The organism is Longimonas sp., from assembly GCF_040409695.1.
GTDB lineage: Bacteria > Bacteroidota > Rhodothermia > Rhodothermales > Salinibacteraceae > Longimonas.
Window position 1 is genome coordinate 1 of the sequence record NZ_JARWGJ010000225.1, and the last position, 19477, is coordinate 19477.

General features: G+C 57.5%; 16 protein-coding genes. 8 read left to right on the forward strand and 8 right to left on the reverse strand.

Annotation, left to right across the window (positions count from 1 at the left end):
• Positions 1–50 precede the first annotated feature (50 nt).
• Together PPP56_RS13535 and PPP56_RS13540 are read right to left on the reverse strand one after the other, a co-directional pair.
• A complete protein-coding gene (locus PPP56_RS13535; RefSeq protein ID WP_353564584.1) occupies positions 51–353 on the reverse strand; it encodes an anti-sigma factor family protein in 303 nt (100 codons plus the stop codon).
• Between the two features lie 8 nt (positions 354–361).
• Complete coding sequence (locus PPP56_RS13540) at positions 362–955, reverse strand: RNA polymerase sigma factor (RefSeq protein WP_353564585.1); 594 nt, start codon at positions 953–955, stop codon at positions 362–364.
• A 479-nt stretch (positions 956–1434) separates the two neighbouring features.
• Between PPP56_RS13540 and PPP56_RS13545 the strand changes: the two genes are divergently transcribed.
• From PPP56_RS13545 to PPP56_RS13555, 3 genes are all read left to right on the forward strand, one after another.
• Complete coding sequence (locus PPP56_RS13545; RefSeq protein WP_353564586.1) at positions 1435–2229, forward strand: GntR family transcriptional regulator; 795 nt, start codon at positions 1435–1437, stop codon at positions 2227–2229.
• A gap of 220 nt (positions 2230–2449) precedes the next feature.
• On the forward strand, positions 2450–4402 hold the full coding sequence (gene gyrB / locus PPP56_RS13550) for a DNA topoisomerase (ATP-hydrolyzing) subunit B (protein ID WP_353564587.1): 1953 nt from the start codon (positions 2450–2452) through the stop codon (positions 4400–4402).
• Between the two features lie 118 nt (positions 4403–4520).
• Positions 4521–5558: a glycosyltransferase family 2 protein gene (locus tag PPP56_RS13555; protein WP_353564588.1), complete on the forward strand. Its 1038-nt coding sequence runs from the start codon at positions 4521–4523 to the stop codon at positions 5556–5558.
• 274 nt (positions 5559–5832) lie between these two features.
• Here the strand turns inward: PPP56_RS13555 and PPP56_RS13560 are convergent, their stop codons facing one another.
• Entirely contained in the window at positions 5833–6057 is a 225-nt protein-coding gene (locus PPP56_RS13560; protein WP_353564589.1) for a hypothetical protein, read from the reverse strand.
• 521 nt (positions 6058–6578) lie between these two features.
• Here PPP56_RS13560 and PPP56_RS13565 point away from each other — a divergent pair.
• The gene (locus PPP56_RS13565) at positions 6579–6986 is read left to right on the forward strand and encodes a hypothetical protein (protein ID WP_353564590.1); all 408 of its coding nucleotides are present in this window, start codon (positions 6579–6581) and stop codon (positions 6984–6986) included.
• Positions 6987–7029: 43 nt separating this feature from the next.
• Here the strand turns inward: PPP56_RS13565 and PPP56_RS13570 are convergent, their stop codons facing one another.
• Positions 7030–7602: a TlpA family protein disulfide reductase gene (locus tag PPP56_RS13570; RefSeq protein WP_353564591.1), complete on the reverse strand. Its 573-nt coding sequence runs from the start codon at positions 7600–7602 to the stop codon at positions 7030–7032.
• A gap of 535 nt (positions 7603–8137) precedes the next feature.
• A complete protein-coding gene (locus PPP56_RS13575; protein ID WP_353564592.1) occupies positions 8138–9754 on the reverse strand; it encodes a hypothetical protein in 1617 nt (538 codons plus the stop codon).
• Between the two features lie 360 nt (positions 9755–10114).
• On the opposite strand from PPP56_RS13575, the gene proS reads away from it, so the two are divergent.
• A complete protein-coding gene (gene proS / locus PPP56_RS13580; RefSeq protein WP_353564593.1) occupies positions 10115–11587 on the forward strand; it encodes a proline--tRNA ligase in 1473 nt (490 codons plus the stop codon).
• A gap of 65 nt (positions 11588–11652) precedes the next feature.
• Here proS and PPP56_RS13585 read toward each other — a convergent pair whose 3' ends face one another.
• Positions 11653–12069, reverse strand: a complete 417-nt coding sequence (locus tag PPP56_RS13585; protein ID WP_353564598.1) for a DUF2237 family protein — start codon at positions 12067–12069, stop codon at positions 11653–11655.
• A gap of 280 nt (positions 12070–12349) precedes the next feature.
• Between PPP56_RS13585 and PPP56_RS13590 the strand changes: the two genes are divergently transcribed.
• The gene (locus tag PPP56_RS13590) at positions 12350–14857 is read left to right on the forward strand and encodes a TonB-dependent receptor (protein ID WP_353564594.1); all 2508 of its coding nucleotides are present in this window, start codon (positions 12350–12352) and stop codon (positions 14855–14857) included.
• 141 nt (positions 14858–14998) lie between these two features.
• Here the strand turns inward: PPP56_RS13590 and PPP56_RS13595 are convergent, their stop codons facing one another.
• A complete protein-coding gene (locus PPP56_RS13595) occupies positions 14999–15190 on the reverse strand; it encodes a hypothetical protein (protein ID WP_353564595.1) in 192 nt (63 codons plus the stop codon).
• Between the two features lie 280 nt (positions 15191–15470).
• Here PPP56_RS13595 and PPP56_RS13600 point away from each other — a divergent pair, with 280 nt between their 5' ends.
• Positions 15471–17249: a hypothetical protein gene (locus PPP56_RS13600; RefSeq protein ID WP_353564596.1), complete on the forward strand. Its 1779-nt coding sequence runs from the start codon at positions 15471–15473 to the stop codon at positions 17247–17249.
• A gap of 72 nt (positions 17250–17321) precedes the next feature.
• On the opposite strand, the gene PPP56_RS13605 is transcribed toward PPP56_RS13600, so the two are convergent.
• A complete protein-coding gene (locus PPP56_RS13605) occupies positions 17322–17831 on the reverse strand; it encodes a CAP domain-containing protein (protein WP_353564597.1) in 510 nt (169 codons plus the stop codon).
• A gap of 495 nt (positions 17832–18326) precedes the next feature.
• On the opposite strand from PPP56_RS13605, the gene PPP56_RS13610 reads away from it, so the two are divergent.
• Positions 18327–19477 (forward strand): ribonucleotide reductase barrel domain-containing protein (locus PPP56_RS13610; RefSeq protein ID WP_502912584.1); only part of this gene is annotated, 1151 nt, incomplete at its 3' end.

Consider the following 19477-nt stretch of genomic DNA (forward strand, 5'->3'; position numbering starts at 1 on the left):
TGCAGCCAGCGGGAAGTTGTGCATAGCAAACACGCTGGCGGAGCAGGTGCTTAGGACGATTCGGAGGGCGGGTCGTAGCGGTCGCGCAGAAACGAAAGCGTCTGCTCAACCAACACGTCAGAGGGGGAATCAGGCGCGCTGCTGCGTGCCGGATCGGCTTCTTTGACAAGCGCGATCGTGGCTTTGTACTGCTGCAGATACGTGCTGCAGGTTTCGCATCGGTTAATATGACGCTCGAACTGGGCCTTCGTATCGGGATCGAGTCGGCCGTCGAGGTAGGCCTCCAGGAAGCCGTTTACCTCTTTGCACGTGAGCATCCATTGGCGGCGCCATTCTGTAAGAAAGTTAGCCATGTAAGAAATTATGCAAATTCGGAAGCAAAGTGATTGTTGAGCAGTTCGCGCAGAGCTTGCCGTGCACGGTGCAGGCGAACGCGTACGGCTCCGCGACTGATATCCAGAATTTCGGCCGTTTCTTTGGTCGAGCGTTCTTCGAGGTCGCGGAGCACAATGACCTCACGGTATGATTCGGAGAGCTGGTCGAGTGCGTCGTGGACCAACTGCTTGCGTTCCGATCGCTCCGCAGTCTGCTCCGGATCCCATGGCTCAAATGAGCCGGTATAGCGTCCGAAACGGAACGACGGCTGCAGGCGCTCCATGTCGTCCTCGTCTATAGGCTGCTCGCGCTTGTTCTTGCGCAGCCAGCTACGGGCAATGTTGATGCCGATGCCCGTTACCCACGACGTGAGTTTGGCATCGCCTCGAAACGAGTCGAGGTTCTTATACGCCTGCAAAAACGTTTCTTGAACGAGACTACGGGCGGCCTCTCGGTCATTTACGTAGCGCAGGATAACGTGAAAAAGCCGGGAGGTCTCCGACTCAACAAGTGCCTCAAAGGCAGCACGGTCGCCGTTGAGGATGGCTTCGGTATCGACGCGAGAAGAATCATCAGCCACGGTGCTATACAGTAGGTGCAGAAGGCACGGCGAGCGTTACGGGCACGCTACGTGTCTTCAGGATGCAAGACGTTACACCGCTGACGTGCGGCGTTCTTGCCGGTTCGCACCCTCACCGATCCGTGCATCTACTTCTGGCTCCGTGGCGTGCTCTGAATCCCTCAACTCACCTTGCACAGCGGGCTGCACGGAGAGACGTCCCGCTCAAATACGTCCAAATACGTCGCATGCGCAACCTGGCAGCGCTATTCTGTAAAGGGAATGAATGTTCTGGCCTGAACATGAGACCGAGATTTGTGTGTAACATACGATTGTTTCATGCCCAAACAAGCGGCCCTGCGCTTTCGTAGCGCGACGACGCGGTTCATGCCACGCGGCTCATACAACGTGTTGTACGACCTTATGCGATGTGCTGGCAGGCAGAGGCCAGTAGCTGCAGCGTCCGCTTCAGGCGTCTTTGACCAGTACCCATTTAGCTTATGAACCTTCCCCGCCACGAACAGCTAAGCAACTGGCTTCGCACACGCATTGCCGATGGCACCTACGAAGCCGACGAGCAGCTTCCGTCGGAGCATACGCTCTGCGACCAGTTTGACGTGAGCCGGGTAACGGTGCGCCGCGCGCTGCAGACGCTGGAGAGCGAAGGCCTCATCTACCGCAAGCAGGGACTGGGCTCGTTTGTGCAAGACCAGCGAATGCGTCCGGGACTGGTGCGTCTTACCGATTTTGCCGAAGACATGGCCCAGGCCGGGATCGCGGCGTCGTCGCGTATTGTGATGAACACGAACGTGGAGGTGCCAGCATCAGTATCCGCAAAGCTTGGCGTGAAGCCAGGCACGACGGTGCGCCGTCTCGATCGTACACGCCTGGGCGACGGGCAGCCGGTGGCTTTTGATTACACTTGGCTTCCGCTCAACTATGCATCGCTCATCGAACCGTACGACCTTGCTGAGCAGACGATCTACAGCATTCTTGAGACGGAGCACGACGTTGAAGTGCGTCGCGGACAGTATCGCATTGAAGCAGCGAATGCCTCCGATACGGTTGCTGAGGCACTGGGCGTGCCTCCCGGAACGGCGCTTCTGCTAATTTCGCGCCTTTCGATTGGCGCTGAGGATGCCCCCATCTACTACCAGCAGCGGTACTACCGGACCGACCGGGTGGCCTACGAGCTGGAGTTGGAACGCGGCACCACCCCGCAGCCGGCCGCCGCCGGCATGTCGCTGCGCGACTTTACGCCTGTGTTCTCATCGGATGCCGACGCATCCTCCTAACTCGTCTTCCACAGGTTTTTCCACCTGTAGACCAGCGGGATGCAAACGTTCGCTGTTGCCTGATGCGCAGCGGTATGCTGTTTAGTTCAGGCTGTTTAGTTCAGGATGTTTTTGGCACATAGCGGGCCTGTCTGGCGAACCGTTGCTTACGGGTTGTGTAACAGAAGAGCTACGCCATTGGCCGTTCTTATCGTACTTTTTCCACCATCCTTTCTTCCTCATGGCTACCGAACACGATCTTCCCGTAACGCCTTACGCTGCGTCGAACATTCAGGTGCTGGAGGGCCTGGAGGCGGTACGCAAGCGACCGGCCATGTATATCGGCGATGTGGGCATTCGCGGCCTGCACCACCTGGTGTACGAAGTGCTCGACAACTCGATCGATGAGGCCCTGGCCGGCCACTGCGACGAGATGACCGTCACGATCCACGAGGACGGCTCCGTGTCTGTCAAAGACAACGGGCGCGGCATCCCGGTCGACGAGCACCCGACAGAGAACCGCTCCGCCCTTGAGGTCGTGATGACGGTGTTGCACGCCGGCGGTAAGTTCGACAAAGACAGCTACAAGGTGTCGGGTGGACTCCACGGGGTGGGGGTGTCGTGCGTGAATGCGCTGGCCATCCGGTTTGTGGCTACGGTGTGGCGCGACGGCGCGGTATGGCAGCAGAGCTACCGGTGCGGCGTGCCCGAAGGGCCGGTCACAAAGCTTCGCGCGATGCGCGACGACGAAACCACGGGCACCCATATCCGCTTCTGGCCTGATGGCTCGATATTTAAAGAGACCGACTTCCGGTTCGACACCCTCTCCGACCGGCTGCAGGAGCTTGCATTCCTGAACCGGGGAGTGCGCATCGTGCTCGAAGACGAGCGCGAAGAAGATGAAGACCTGCGCCGCGAAGAGTACTACTCGGAGGGGGGACTGAAAGAGTTCGTCGAGTATCTCGATGAAGCACGCAACCCGATCATCGACGACACGATCTACATCACCGACGAGTCGGGCGAGGTGCCGGTGGAGCTGGCTATGCGCTACAACGACAGCTACAACAAGACCGTGCTGTCGTTTGTGAACAACATCAACACGCACGAAGGAGGAACCCACGTGTCGGGCTTCCGCCGTGCGCTCACGCGCACGCTGAAAGGCTACGCGCAGAAGAACGGCATGCTTAAGAAGCTGAAGTTTGATCTCTCAGGCGATGACTTTCGTGAGGGACTCACAGCCGTGCTCTCGGTGAAAGTGGCGGAGCCGCAGTTTGAGGGCCAGACGAAGACCAAGCTGGGCAACTCAGAGGTGCAGGGTATCGTCGAGTCGCTTATCAACACCAAGCTCGGACGCTGGCTCGAAGACCACCCCAATCAGGCCGAGTCGATCATCAACAAAGTTGTTCTGGCGGCACAAGCCCGGGCGGCGGCGCGCAAGGCCCGCGAGCTGGTACAGCGCAAGAGCGCCTTCACGAGCGGCGGGCTTCCCGGAAAGCTGGCCGACTGCTCCTCGCGCAATCCAGAAGAGAGCGAGATCTACCTGGTAGAGGGCGACTCTGCTGGCGGGTCGGCTAAGCAAGCCCGCGACCGCCACTTTCAGGCCATCTTGCCCCTGCGTGGAAAGATCCTGAACGTGGAGAAGGCACGGCTCGACCGCATCCTCGAGAACAACGAAATCCAGAATATTGTAACGGCGCTGGGCACGGGCCTTACCAGCACCGAAGAAGAGTTTGACCTCTCGCGGCTGCGCTACCACCGTATCGTGATCATGACCGACGCCGATGTGGACGGGGCCCACATCCGTACGCTGCTGCTTACCTTCTTCTACCGACAGCTGCGTCCACTCATCGAGCAAGGGTATGTCTACATTGCCATGCCGCCGCTCTATCGCATCCAGCAGAATAAAGACGAGTACTATATCTGGAGCGATGAAGCGATGCGCACGAAGATGGCCGAGCTGCGTGCCAACGGCAAATCCAAGCCCAGCCTGCAGCGCTATAAGGGCCTTGGCGAGATGAACCCGGAGCAGCTCTGGACGACTACGATGGATCCCGATACACGTAAGCTGCAGCGGGTGTCGATTGACGACGCTGCCGGGGCCGATCGGATGTTCAGTACGCTCATGGGCGATGCCGTAGAGCCTCGCCGCAAGTTTATCGAGCGCAACGCAAAGTACGCTACGATCGACGTGTAGCGCGTGTAGCGTTATTTTTGACAGCGACGCTGCGCCTCGCACGCTGCTGACGCACGAACGTGCAGGGTGGGCAGAATGCGCAGCGCGGCCCTCTCACGGAGGTCTATCAAGCAGGTATATGAGCAGTTGTGACCTCTCCATTGTGGTGCCCATCTACAACGAAGCCGACTCGTTGCCCGAGCTGGCACGCCGTCTTAGAGCGGCCTGTCGCGCGTATGCATTCGAGGTCTGGCTCGTCGACGATGGATCAACCGACGACTCGTGGGCGGTTATCGCAGCGCTCCACGAATCAGACAAACGGTTTCGGGGGATTCGGCTGCAGCGCAACTACGGGAAGTCGGCCGCGCTCGCGGTTGGATTTGACCATGTGCAGGCTCCTTACGTCGTTACACTGGATGCGGATCTGCAAGACGACCCCGCCGAGATTCCCGAACTGGTTGCCCTGCTCGATGAAGGGCATGATCTCGTGAGCGGGTGGAAGCGAGAACGCCAAGACCCCCTGTCAAAGACGATACCGAGCCGCTTCTTCAATGGCGTGACGCGGCTTGTATCGGGCATCGATATCCATGACTTCAACTGCGGACTCAAGGCGTACCGGCGCGAAGTTGTGCAGTCTATCAATCTATATGGGGAACTGCACCGGTACATTCCGCTCCTGGCTAAATGGGAGGGATTTGACCGCATTACGGAGAAGTCCGTACAGCACCATCCGCGCAAGCACGGAACGACCAAGTTTGGGCTGGAGCGATTCGTCCGCGGATTTCTCGACTTTGTGTCTGTACTCTTCCTGACACGCTTTGCGGCACGCCCAATGCACTTTTTCGGCGGTGTCGGAACGCTCAGTTTCATGATGGGGGTGGCTGTAAGCCTGTGGCTCTCTGTCGAGAAACTTGTTTTCGGACACTCTCTTGGCGACCGGCCGCTGCTGCTTCTGGGACTACTACTCATTCTATTCGGTGCCCAGATGTTCACCACCGGGCTTCTCGGCGAAATGATTGTTCGTCCGCGCATGGAAACAACTGCGGCATACCGTATCGCAGCGCGTTACGACGGCCACGATACCGATGCTTCACCCCCTCGCTCATCATCTCGCGAAGCTGCCGGCGAAACCACCCGCGCTGAAGCCCCTGGTATGGATCCGGCCCAGCACCGGTAGCACGTTACGTTGCGGCAGGCCCTCAAGTCCCAACAGGCAGGTCTGCACATCAAAACGATATCATACAAGAGACAGGTAGGAGGCGTATAAACGACCAGAGGTCTACCCCGCTGAGCAGCGGAATAGACCTCTGGTTATTTAGGCAGCCTCTGAAAACGCTGGGCAAGCTACGTACCTGCCTGGTGAATCAGATGCTGCATCGCAAAATTAAGAAATCAACACAGGTTCTAAGAAGAAGCGGCCCCCGAAAGACGTGGCTTAGCAGATAGCGTCTTTAATAGGCACCGTCGAAGTCTTCGTAGTACTCGTCGTCGTAAAAGTACCCCTCGTCTTCGTCGTCGAAGTCGTCATCGAGATCATCAAGATCATCAAGGAGATCGTCTTCGTCGTAATACTCGTCGTCGAGGAGGTCGTCGTCAAGCGTCTCGTAGGCGAACGGATCGTCGAAACGGTACATCGTGTCGTCTACAGAGCCGTACAGGGTATCTTCGTAATACATAGCATGTAGGGTGTTGTCTGTTAGCAAAGCCACGGAAAGTTTGGGGAGTGCGATGCACTCATTAAAAACGTGGGCTCAATACGTGCGGTCGACGCATAACCAAACAGCAGGTTTCCGAAGTTCAGTAGAAGCTATAATTTCACGAAACCTGCCTTCTGGTTGAATAAGAAGGTACTACGAATGTAAGCTACATGCCGTAAAGTGCTATCCCTACATCCGATGGTTTAGGAAATGTGCTCTTTTGGCGCATTGCGTGTCAGGCTGTGCGAGATGCTGGTTCGCGGTGTAGCGGCCCCTTTTCGGATAAGAAGAGCGAGTGGTGGTACTTTCGGCAGTGGGACACAGTGCCTGTATTGCAGCCGTGGTATCTGCTGCATGCCGCCACGCATTGATCAAAATACACATTAAGCTCTGACTGGCAGCGAGTGGGTTTGGAATCTACGTGTGTTCACGCTCGTTATGAACATGATACACTACGGCCAACCCTTTAACGAATCCACTAATAACCCTTTCTGTGCACCATGGCTGCTGAACAACATAGCGCATATCCCGAACCTTCCGACTTTAAAGTGATGCGTCCGTCGTATCACGAAAAAGATGACGGATATGTCGTGGCGACGATCGCGATCTCTCCGTTTAAGGTATCGGGGGAGAGCCTGACAAAGGCGGGGGCACGCCGCGCAGCGATCTACGAAGCGTCGAAGACATACCACTCATACCACCCATCGTACTCGGTAGAAAACCCGTACCCCGATCACTTTGTGGATGGTGAAGGAGCGACATGGCACCGCGTCCCACCCTTCCAGCGCACTACGTACGGAGACTACCGATTCATTGACGACCAGGGCGAGGAAGAGTACGCCGACATCGAAATGATGCTTATGTGGGACGTGCGCCCCGAAAAGGAAGTTGAACCGGCGGATGCGTAATGTATAGGATTCGATGGCGCATAGCAGCGCATAGCATGCGGTGCTATGCCAGTCGTTGCAGAATGCGGCGTAGCGTAGACTTCGGCAAGAACCCCGTGTGCGTGTAACGGATGTCTCCATTCTGATCAATGACATAGGTCCGAGGAATTGCTTCTCCGGGGAAGTGCCGTGCTGCCAGCGCTCCAGAAGCAATCTGCGGGTAGTTGAGTCCTTGCTCTTCAGCAAAGGGCTTAATCACCCGCATCCCCTGCTGGTCGGTAGCCAGTCCCACAAACTGGACCCGTCCGCTCCACTCTTCCTGCAGGTCAACAAAGCCAGGCAGTTCTACGCGGCACGGAGGACACCAGGTAGCCCATACGTTCACGACCATTACCTTGTCGGCGTGGTCGGCTGTGTCGAACACATCTCCGTCGATCGTTTCATGCACAAACGTGGGGGCTGTAGTGCCGGGCGGGTCCAGGTCAAGAATCGGGGGCCAAAACTGAAAGACCATGTAAGTGAGTACCCCTACAAGCACGGGCCAGTGCCAGTAGGTCTTCACGAGATACCACCCATACTGTACGGGTGTGCTGTTGTCGGATCGGTTAGGAGATGTACGGGACGCGTCTGCTTCCATAAGAGTCGGTGGGCGCGTAGCGGTAAGCTAAAAATAAGAAGGTGTTTTGTCGAAGAAGCCGGCATTAGCGACGTTATCGTTCAGGTAGCGTCCTGAAAAGTGCACTCAGGCCATGCAGGTGCTACCTTTGTAACGAATCCAGTAGGTACGTTACGCTGGAGGATGCAGTGTGTCATCAAGGTGCACTTCTAAATAAGCCCTACTTCTGCTTGTTATGCCCGGTCTCTGGTGGGGGACCGGGTTTTTTTGTTGTACTGTCTTTTCTTGCACTGCCAGGTACCGGTTTATAACCAATTGGTTTGTAGTTACAAGTGGAAGGGGTGATATAGATCCTTGAGGATAGATTGGCATCGCTTCGACGGGCAATTTGCAGCCCATTGAAGCCGCTCGCAGCCCAAATTAAGAAATCAAAACAGGCTCTTAGTATCCCGCCCTTGAAGTCGGCATCAGCCCCAACGAAAAAGCGGCCTCTCCTTGCAGGGAGTAGGCCGCTTTTGAGTGTCTTTCGCTGGTACAGCGAGCGATTCAGAGAGAGTTAGTCATCATTTCGGGAGCCACGAGAGCCACGGGACGAACTCCCTGACGAGCGATCGCTTCGGCTCGTGCGCGACCCACGGGAGGTCGAAGACGATCCGCTGCTGCTTCGTGTGCGCGATCCGCTTGAAGAACGGGTTCGCGAGCTGCCCGATGATGAGCGCGTGCGTGAGCTGCCTGATGAGCGAGTCCGCGAGTTGCTTGTGCCGCGAGTACGTGTGCGCGATCCACTGCTGCTCCGCGTCCGAGAGCGCTCTGAGGAGCGTGTTCGTGGCGCCTGACGGCGGGTGGCATCTGGGCGGCTCGGAGGCTGGCGTACGCGCTCAGAGGGAATAACCACGCGGCGGGAGCGGGCATCGTCGGTTCGCGTTTCGCGCTCGGATGAGCGAGCCTCCCGCGGCGTAGCACGCGAGGAGCCGCGTGTGCGTGCTTCGTCGCGCTGCCTATCCGGATTCAGGATCGGGCGTGGAGCCATACGCTCAACGCGCCGGACCTCGCGATTTTCTTCACTTGCACGGTCGGCGCGGTCGCTCTGAGGGCGACGGTCGGAGCGCACGGAGCGATCGTTTCGTACGGAGCGATCATCGCGGGTCGTGCGATTGCCACGCTCGGTGCGGCGACTCTCTGATGTGTCTCGGTTGGTGCGCGAACCGCGCGACGTCGTGCTGCCGCGTTCGGTACGCTCGTCGCGCACCGTACCCCGCGAAGACGTGTCGCGAGCAGAACGTCCGCCGCGGGCTGTACGGTCGCTTCCGGACGTGCGCGTGCCTCGTGTCGTAGTCCGAGATGAGCCGGTCCGCTGCGAGTCGCGCACGCTTGGGGCGCGTGTAGTTCGGGTAGGGCTCCGCTCCGTCGGGGTACGTGTGGTGGCGCTACCGCGGGTTATAGTGCGGGCGGTACCGCGCCCTTCAGCTGTGCGGGGGGTAAACGTGCGCGACCGTATCGGACGGTTCGAGGCTACCGGGAAGGTAGACCTGCCATAATAATGGTTATGTATGCCGCCATAAAAGACCGATCCGCCGCGGTAGTAGTACGGACGATGGAAAAACGAATGGCGGTAGAATGGGCGATAATGATACGGGCGATGGTAAAACCGTCCGAATCCGAAAGAGACGCTTACGAACGTTCCTGACCGGTAGAACGGGTCATGGAAGAACGGGTCGTAGAAAAACGGATCGTAGAACACCACAGGACGTGCATGCCTGGCGCGGTAACTGTGCAGCGGACGGTGCGACTGGCGCGATGTATAGCGGGGGGTACGAATCAGGCTTTCGCCATAATAGGCTTCGTAGAAGGCAGGGTCCTCACGCTTGATAGCTGCGACTTCGGCCCAGTAGGTGTCCTCGCTGATGTATCCCTCGCGATAGTCCAACTCAAGCTGCTCAGCCCAGTCGAGCAGTTCTTGTGTTGTGAGCGGCCGGTTCGGGCGTTCAGCCTGCCGTGGCCGTTCCTGCGTTGTAGCCGGGGCCTCCGAGCGAACAGCTGGGCGCTCATGCTGGTCGCTTGTCTGCAGCTGCGTGTAGCACCCGGTGAGCACCAAGGGCAGCACGAGCACGCTCAGTAGAAGCAGACCGAGATGGCGCGTCAAAACGCCTGTGTTTGTTTCTATAGATTCCATAACTATACCACCTCTTGAGTACCAGTACCGCTAAATGCCAATAGCACGATGCAGGCTGTGCGACGCTGCTAAAAGTTGCGCGAAATAAGGCACATGCTCCTGCTTCTTATTGTCGTGTACAGTATGTTAGACCATTGCATGTACTACTTGTTGCGAAAGCCGCCTGTACATGCGGCAAAGTAACACAGCGTGTAACATAGCGTACGTTGGTATGCTGCCCGGTACGCTACATTAGATTAACGTAGCAAGAGGTGCGTTTCGTGCCAGCGAAAGTCATGTTTACGACGACGCACTTCTTGCGCCGCCTGCCTGTGGTCTTGCCTCCACATTGGTCTACCTTCACCCTTCTGCCCTTACCTCATGGCTGACGCCGTTACCCCCCGCGACGCCGACTATTCGCAATGGTATATCGATGTAGTACGCAAGGCCAAGCTGGCCGACTATTCGCCCGTGCGTGGATGCATGGTCATTCGTCCCAACGGGTACGCGCTGTGGGAGCGCATGAAAGAGACACTCGACGGACTGTTCAAGTCTACGGGCCATGAAAATTTCTACTTCCCGCTGTTCATCCCTGAACGGTTTCTGGCCCGCGAGGCCGAGCACGTTGAGGGGTTTGCTAAGGAATGTGCTGTCGTTACACACTCGCGTCTTACGCTAAACGAAGACGACGAGCTCATCCCCGATCCGGAGTCGAAGCTGGAGGAGAATCTCATTGTGCGGCCCACCTCCGAAACCATCATCTGGAACACCTATGCCGACTGGATTCAGTCGTACCGCGACCTGCCGCTGCTTTACAACCAGTGGGCCAACGTCGTGCGGTGGGAGATGCGCACGCGTCTCTTTCTGCGCACCATGGAGTTCCTCTGGCAAGAAGGCCATACGGCCCACGCAACCAAAGAGGAAGCTGTTGAGGAAGCCGAGCGGATGCTTGACGTTTACGCGACCTTTGCCGAGGAGTATATGGCCATTCCGGTTGTGCGCGGTCGTAAAACGCCCAGCGAACGCTTCGCAGGAGCGGTAGACACGCTCTGCATTGAGGCGCTGATGCAAGATGGAAAAGCGCTACAGGCAGGCACCAGCCACTTTCTGGGGCAGAACTTCGCGAAGGCGTTCGACTGCACGTACACCGATCAAAATAACGAAGAGCAGTATGTGTGGGCTACCTCGTGGGGCGTATCGACGCGGCTCATCGGGGCACTTATCATGACGCACTCCGACGATCAGGGCCTTGTGCTGCCCCCGAAGCTGGCGCGCGACCAGGTCGTTATTGTGCCGATCTATTTCAACGATGAGCAGCGAACGCTCGTGCTGGAGCATGCGCAGCGCATCCAGAACGAACTCAGCAGTGCCGACATCCGCGTCAAGCTTGATGCCGACGATAATCAGAAGCCAGGCTGGAAGTTTAACGAGTATGAACTGCAGGGCGTGCCGCTTCGCATCGGCATTGGCCCGCGCGACATTGAGAACGAGAACGTTGAGCTCGCGCGTCGCGACACCGGCGAAAAAGAAATTGTGCCGCAGCAAGGACTCACCGCACGCATCCAGAATACCCTGACCGAGATCCAAAGCGGGCTCTTCCAGCAGGCGCTCGATCGCCGCGAATCCAATACGACCACGGTCGACAGCTACGACGCGTTCAAGGCGGTTATCGAGAACGAGGGCGGCTTCGTAAAAGCGCATTGGGATGGCACCGACGAGACCGAAGCCCGCATCAAAGAGGAAACGGGCGCAACCATCCGCTGCATTCCGTTCGACCGTCCTGAGGAACAGGGCGAAGATATGCTCACGGGCAAGCCCTCGGAAGGCCGCGTGCTGTTCGCCAAAGCGTACTAAACACACGCCTTCAGAAACATAGGCTGTTGCCAGAGGGGCAAGAGAATGCGACGTAACACGGCAGGCTACTCGCCGCTGTCGACGGCGTGGGCCTGCAGCGCCTCCAGGTCGACCACGTCAAGCACCGCCGGATGCGTCGCCTCAAGCACCACCGGCGGCGCGCAGCCTTCTTCGTACGCCTCTCGCCAACGTGCCGCACACAGGCACCACCGGTCGCCCGGGTTCAGTCCAGGAAAATTGTACGCCGGCCGCGGGGTGCTCAGGTCGTTGCCCCGCGCCTTTGTGAAGTCAAGAAACGTTTCGGTCATTACCGCGCATACCACATGGCTTCCGCGGTCTTCCGGGCCGGTGGTGCAGTAGCCGTTGCGGTAAAACCCCGTCTCGGGGTCGTGGCTGCATGCACGCAGTTCCGTGCCCAGTACGTTCTGTGCCGACGAGGCCGTTCCGTTCGTTGCTATATGTGCGTCAGAAGATGAACTCATCCGGTTATTGGGGCGTTCTGGCATAAAATGTGTGCAGTTGTTACCTTGTATACATGATGCAACGTACCGTTTGGGCTGCGCATGGCTTTTGTGCTGCAGTTGTTAACATTGTTGCTGTACGGTGGTGCCGCACGGTAGCGTGCTGTAACGACATCCGCCAGTGTACGGCCTTACATACGGTGCCTCTTCCAGAACCTGCTGCCCTATTCGTTCATCTATTTCCAGTTGCCTCTGACCTAAACGCTACGCCCTGTTGTTAAAGTTTTTCTGAAGCGTCTTTATGGCTGTCTGGATACGTACGAGTGCCTGTCTGTTGAGTGCTCTTCTTGTTGCCATCGGGGTTGGAGTTCCTGCCGTGCATGCCCAGAACTGGGGCACGGTTGAGGGCACTGTTGTCGACGACGCCAGCGCCACACCGTTGCCAGGCGTTACGGTATTGGTCGATGGCACTAACTTTGGCACGGCCACCGAAGAAGATGGCACCTATCAGATGCGCCTGCCTACCGGCACGTATGCCCTTCGCTTCTCAGCAGTAGGATATGAAGCCCGGGTTGACTCGGTCACCGTTGAGCGCGATGCCGCATCCCGCGTCGACGTTGCGCTTGCCATTGATGTTGTCGAAATGGACCAGGTGCTCGTCGAGGAAGGCACGTTTGCCCCCGACGCGGGCGTGCATCGCCTCGATCCAGAGACCGTGCAGAGCATGCCTACGCCGTTCAAAGACGGATTTCGGGCGCTCAAGGTGATGCCGGGGGTGGCTACCAACACCGAGCTTTCGCAGCAGTACTCCGTACGCGGAGGCGGCTACAACGAAAACCTCATTTTCCTGAATGGATTCGAAGTGTTCATGCCGTTTCGTCCGCGCCAGGGCGAACAGGAGGGCCTTGGTCTGCTCAACCCGGCGATGGCTGAACGCATGACGTTCTACACGGGCGGATTTCCGGTACGCTACGGAGGCAAGCTCTCCTCGGCCCTCGACGTGCAGTACCACGAAACACAGGGCGAGCGTATCCGCGGAAGCGCCGACCTCTCGCTGCTCGACGCCAGCGTGCATGCCCGGGGCGCTGCTCTCGACGACCGCCTCAGTTGGAACGTAGGCGTGCGCCACGCGCAGCCCGGACGCTTCTTCGGTACGCAAGATCTGAAAGGCGACTACGACCCCGTCTTTACCGATCTGCAGGGCACGTTCACGTACCGTATTGCTGATGGGCACGAGTTTGATGCGCTCGGTATCTACGCGGACCATCAGTTCGAACTCGACCCCACCAACCAGCGCACCTATTTTGGTATCCTGAGCCTCGACCCGGATGTCCCTTCGAACCTGCAGGCGCTCTGGGTCGATTTCGACGGCACACGCCAGGATGGCTACACCACCGAGTTTCTGGGCACACGTCTCTCCAACCGGCTCAGCAACCGTCTCCGGATGAGCCACCAGCTGGCCTATTTTGGCACTCGCGAGTCGGAGTTTTTCAGCATCACAGGGGATTCGGAGCTATTCCGCGTTGACCCGGCAGGCGACCCAAACTCGGGTGCTGGCCACTTTGGCATCGGCACCTCTACCCAGACCGACTTTGCTGACAACAGCGTGTCGGTCGAGACGCTGAGTGGAGGGGGGCGCTACAACCTTACGCTAAACCGCAACGCCATGGAGGCAGGGTGGGACCTGCGGGGGCTGCGCTTCACGGATACCATTGATGAACGCGCAGTCATCGACACGCGCGTGCAGCGTGGCAGCGGCGAGCGCGAAGACCTGCGCATCGTCGCCGATAGCCTGTTCGATGCCGCGCAGTTCAGTGAGATGCAGGCTGGTGTCTACGCTGAGAATGCAATCGACGTGCTCCCTACACGCGGGCGCCTTTCCGTAACAGGTGGACTGCGGGCCGACTACTACTCCTTTAATGAAGAGTGGACGTTCTCCCCTCGCTTATCGGCAACCTTTCAAGCCAGTGAAAACCTGTCGCTCAGCGGGTCATGGGGCCTCTACCATCAGGCGCCGACCTACCGTGAGCTACGGGGCAACCCCGATTTTGCAGAAGGGATTCGTGACGCGCTAAACCGAGACATCCAGTCGCAGCGCTCTATGCAAGTTGTGCTGGGCGGAGAATACTTTCTTCCCGGACGCCGGCTCTACCTACGTGCAGAGGGCTACTACAAGCATCTGGACAACGTCATCTCCTATACGATTGAAGACATTCGCGTACAATACTCGGGAGAGAACGATGCGACCGGGTTTGTCTACGGCGCCGACCTGCAGCTGCGCGGCGAACTCATTCCTGGACTTGAAAGCTGGTTTAACTACAGCTACATGGTTGCGCGTGAGCGCATCCAACCCGAGTTTCAGAACGCGTTTAACCAGGGGCTTGTACCGCGCCCGAGCGACCAGCGACATACCTTTTCCGCGTTCTTACAGGATACGATCCCCGGCGATGACAGCTGGAAAGCTCACCTGCGCTTGCTCTTCGGAAGCGGATTGCCATACACCCCCCCTGTGCCCGGTCCGCGCGATGAGGCCACCGGGCGCGTGTTGCAGATTCCTGGACCGCGCATGTCTGGCCGCATTACAGCATACCGACGTGTTGATCTCGGAGCCACGAAGCGCGTCACGCTGTTTGAGACGGGGCAGCGCGCTCCCGTACATCTCGACCTGACGATGGAGCTCCTCAACGTGTTCGATATGACGAACACCGTGTCGTTCAACTGGATTCCCAACGCCGACAACGAGTGGACGCGCGTGCCCAACCGGCTTACGCCACGAACGATAAATGCGCGCGCTCGCATCTCTTTTTAAGACAGGTGACTTTAAGGAAAGCGAACCTATTGCGCTGTGTAGCGACGGTGCCACGAGCCCCTAATCAAGGAACGCCGTGTCCATCATCTGCGGTCTGTACGGTTTGTAGCGCGGAACTGCCGGCTACGTCTGTCAGCTCAGCTACGTCTGGCGGCGCTGAGGCTGGCTTGGGGAGGGGGTTGTGTTGGGCTCACGCCGTTTCGGGTTGGGCACACGAGGCGGCTGTGAGGGCGAGCCGGGCGATCGCTTCGGCTGCCGGCGCGGCTGCCGACGACGCGGGTTCGGGGTGCGACGGGGACGTGGAGCGTTGATGGTAGACTTTGCAGTAGACATAGTCCGTAGTTTGCGTATTTGCAGCAGTAAACGCGTTTGGACTCATCTTTATCTATTGCAGATCGATGTGTTGGGGCGCTAACTCATACAAATGCAACATTATTGTACGCCATTGTATGCCCCGATCTTGCCTGGTGTCCGCACCAGGGGATAAAGTGCGCGTGGGTTAAATAGATATGCTGGTCTGCGATTTGAGTATGATTGAGCATGTCTCTCTGCCTTATGCGACATCCGGCAGCATGCTGTTTACGCGTTCGCACCTTATCTATCTTGCAAGATTATGCTACGCTTTCTTTTCCGCTTTCTACCTGAAAGTGTACAAGGCCCTCTGCGCACCCTCACGTTTGGATTGTTTGGAGCTATTGGAGTCGGCCTATGTATCGGTGCTGCTGTGATGCTGTATGACCCGCTGAGTATCATCGTACAGACGGGGACGGTTCCCGAGAGTACATACAGTCCGTTGTTTATTGCGGGCGTCATGTTATTTATTGGCATTGGCTTCATATCTACATCTGTTTCAAACTACCGACGGCAGAAGGCCTACCAGGAAGCTGAAGATCTTGAAGAACCCTGGACGGCCCGTGAAGCCTGGCAATCATCTACACTTACACATGAAAACACACAGTCGTGGGGGCTTCCCACAGCTGTGTTTCTGGGAGGTGGTGGTGTTCTGGCCGGATGGGTCATCTGGTCTGCTATCCTTACATCGGAAACGCCGGAGTGGGGCGTGCTCTTCGTGCTGGTTTTCCCACTGGCGGGGGCATTCATGGCCGTGCAGATGGTAAAAGCCTACAGACGCAAACAGCGATTTGGCATCTCGAAAGCAGAACTGGAAACCATGCCAGGACGCATAGGCCAGCGGATGCTCGCTCGGGTTGAGGCGGCTATCAACCGCTCTGAATTTCCAGAGCATGGTGCGCAGGTACAACTCTCATGCTATCGACGTACTGCCCGCTACGAGTCGAGCGGTAGTGGCAAAAACAAGAGCCGTACAGTAAAAGAACGCACCCACCTTCTGTGGCGCGGAGAAAAGCAGATGGGGGCTATAAAGTTTGATGCGAACGGTGCGCACATCCCGGTGTCGTTCGAGATACCCGAGGATATGCCGCGTTCGACGGCGATCAAACGCTCTAAGAAATACCTGGCTCGCACTGGTAAATCAGATATTATCTGGGAAGTGGCTGTACGCGCTGAGATCCCTGGAACCGATTATGAAGCCCACTTCGAAGTGCCTGTGTACGAGCTTGAGGGACAGGCGCCTGAAAACAATAGGCACAGTGTCTCTGAAGATGCAGCGGCAGCCCAGAGCGGCGGCGCGTCAGCCGAGAAATCAGAGCAGGTCTTGTGGGACTTGAAGACCGACCAAGAGGCCCTCCGGGTTAGCACAGGCGAAGATGAAGCAGACTCTGACGATCCGTATGCCGAGTACGTAGTTGAGCCCAACCTTACTAAACCCATCAGCAAGAACATATCATTGAATCGCGTTGGCGGGCAGGGCGTACGCATCCGCGTAGAGCCTGACCGGAGTTTGAAGGGCATCGCCAAAGTAGCGCTGATGGCTGCTGTGGGTATAGGACTGGTAGTGGCTACTCCGTTCTTTTTCGTGGCAAGCGTAATGGGAAGCATTTTTGCTCTTGTCATCGGGCTGGCCTTTTCGTGGGGGGCCTGGATGGCGTGGACGCAGGAGACAACGATAACCGTTGCAAATGGCGAAGTCGATGTGCAGGTGAAGGGCGGAGGCGGAAAGAGCGAACGTTTTCCAGTTACGGATGTCGAGGATATCGATGTACGAATATCGGGCACACGGTCTAATTCCGACTATCAGATTATCGTCCAGAAGCGAGGCGATGATAAAGGCTTCAACAGCGACACGGCTCAAGGGGTAATGGACACCATGGGCCAGGTATTTGGGCAGAAAAGTATGAGCAATATGAAAAGCCACATGTCGGATATGCAGAATCGTGTGGCACACCTTGACAATCTCCATAACAAGCAGGAGGCTGACTGGCTTGCTCAGCAGCTGCGCGATGCTGTGGAGGCGGAGAAACGGTACGCCTGAAGTGCGAACAGTAGGCCGCGTCAAGATAGTACGTTTTGCCAGTACAGCGCCGCCCGTACCTCCCACTCGTGCCTAACAGAAGGTCTGGGTTACCAACACGCGCTTCTCGTCTGATACGGACACGCCGAGTCCCTGAGCCTGGTACGAATCGCGGAGGATGTTCTGGCGGTGCCCTTCGCTATCCATCCAACCATCGACGATCGTATCGACCAATTGATCTTCGGTATTCCAGTCATACGAAACGGTCTCTTCGTCTCCGCGCTGCGTAACACGACGGCTGCTGTAGGCAGAGGCGTTAAAGATGTTCTCTCCGACTCCGCCTGCCGAAGAAGGGTCGTCTACCACGTCTTCGACAACGGAAGAGCATGTTAGACCGGCTTCACGCGCCCGGTCGGCAGGACGGTCGCCGTCGGGGTTGGTGTGGCTGAAGAATCCGCGCTCGGCCATGTCTTGGCTGTGCGTGCGGCTGAGGCTGGCGAGGGCACTCGACCACGCAAGCGACGAATGTCCGTTGCGCATCCGCACTTCGTTGATCCGGTCATGAATAGCTTGTTCGAGGGCATCGGTATCGTAGGAAGGCATGCCTGCAGGGTCATTGTCTGGTACCGATGGGGCACTGCCTGCGCATCCGCCCATACCTAATGCTATGAAAAAGAGGAGCACGCAGCAGGTAGGAAGAGAGCGGTGCATAGGAGCGAGCGAGGTAGAAGAACGCATATTTATATCCGCTATTTATTTGTGAAGCAACTGTGATCTACCCTTGGAGTTATCCACAATGTGGATAACTGTTGCAAGCAGAATACGGAAATTGCGACGATCTGTATCAATAACGGATTCCATATATCCCTGCTGAGTGGGATTAGAGGCTGATTTGGGATTGATTTTAATGTCCGTTATGCATATTGGGCGTTATCCACGTCGTGGGTTATTTGTGGATAAATGACCCTTGCATCCATCGGCCGATGCCGGTTAGTTGTATATGCGTTTCGTCAAGGTCTGCGCGGTATTGCCGCGTATGATCGGCGTTTTCTACGCTTACGGTCGTCTGTTACAGAAAAGAAAACGAGGTATACCCGCATGTCTGATTCGCAGCATTCATCCCTCTTCACCGGTGCGAGCGCACTGGAGTTGCCTGACCCAGAGGCACTTGAAGGAGGGCTTTCCATTGAACGGGTGTTTTCGTCGGAGGGCGAGCATCCTTTTGAGAGCGTCACTTGGGAGACGCGTGACGCCGCCATCAAGAACCCGAGTGGCGATGCCGTCTTCGAGCAACACGACGTCGAGTTTCCGGAGTCGTGGAGCCAGCTGGCTACAAACGTAGTAGCCAGCAAGTATTTCTACGGCGATCTGGACGCTGGGAACGGGAGTCCGGCCGAAGGGCAGCGTGAGCACTCGCTCAAGCAGCTTATTGACCGCGTTACTCGCACTATTACCGAGTGGGGGCGCGAGCAGGATTACTTTGCCACGGACGAAGACGCCGACCGCTTCTACGACGAGCTGACCTGGCTCTGTACCAACCAATACGGCGCGTTCAACTCGCCGGTGTGGTTCAACGTGGGGCTCGGCCAGCAGTACGGCATTCGCGACACGGGCAATAAGAAGATCTACGGCTGGGACCGTGAGGCCCAGGAGGTGGTGCAGGTCGATCCGTACATGTACCCGCAGGCCTCGGCGTGCTTTATCGTCGACGTGGAAGACTCCATCGACGGCATCTGGAAGACGATGGGCGAGAGCGCCCGCCTGTTCAAGTTCGGCTCGGGCGTGGGTGCGGACTGGAGCACGCTACGGTCGTCGAAAGAAAAGCTCTCTGGCGGCGGCCAGCCGAGCGGTCCGGTCAGCTTCATGAAGGTGCAGGATGCCACCGGTGGCACGATCAAGAGCGGTGGGAAGACGCGCCGCGCCGCGATCATGCAGACGCTGAAGTGCTGGCATCCCGACGTTGAGCAGTTTGTGGAGGCGAAGCAGACCGAAGAAAAGAAAGCGTGGGCGCTGATTGAACAGGGCTACGACGGCTCGTTCAACGGTCCGGCGTACGGATCGGTTGACTTCCAGAACGTGAACCACAGCCTACGCGTGACGGATGCGTTCATGGAAGCGGCTGAGCGCGGCGAATCCTTCGAACTGCGCGCGGTAACGACTGATGAGGTTGTTGAAGAGATCGACGCCGCCGAGCTGCTGCACAAGGTCAGCGAAGGTACCTACATCTGCGGCGACCCGGGCTTGCAGTA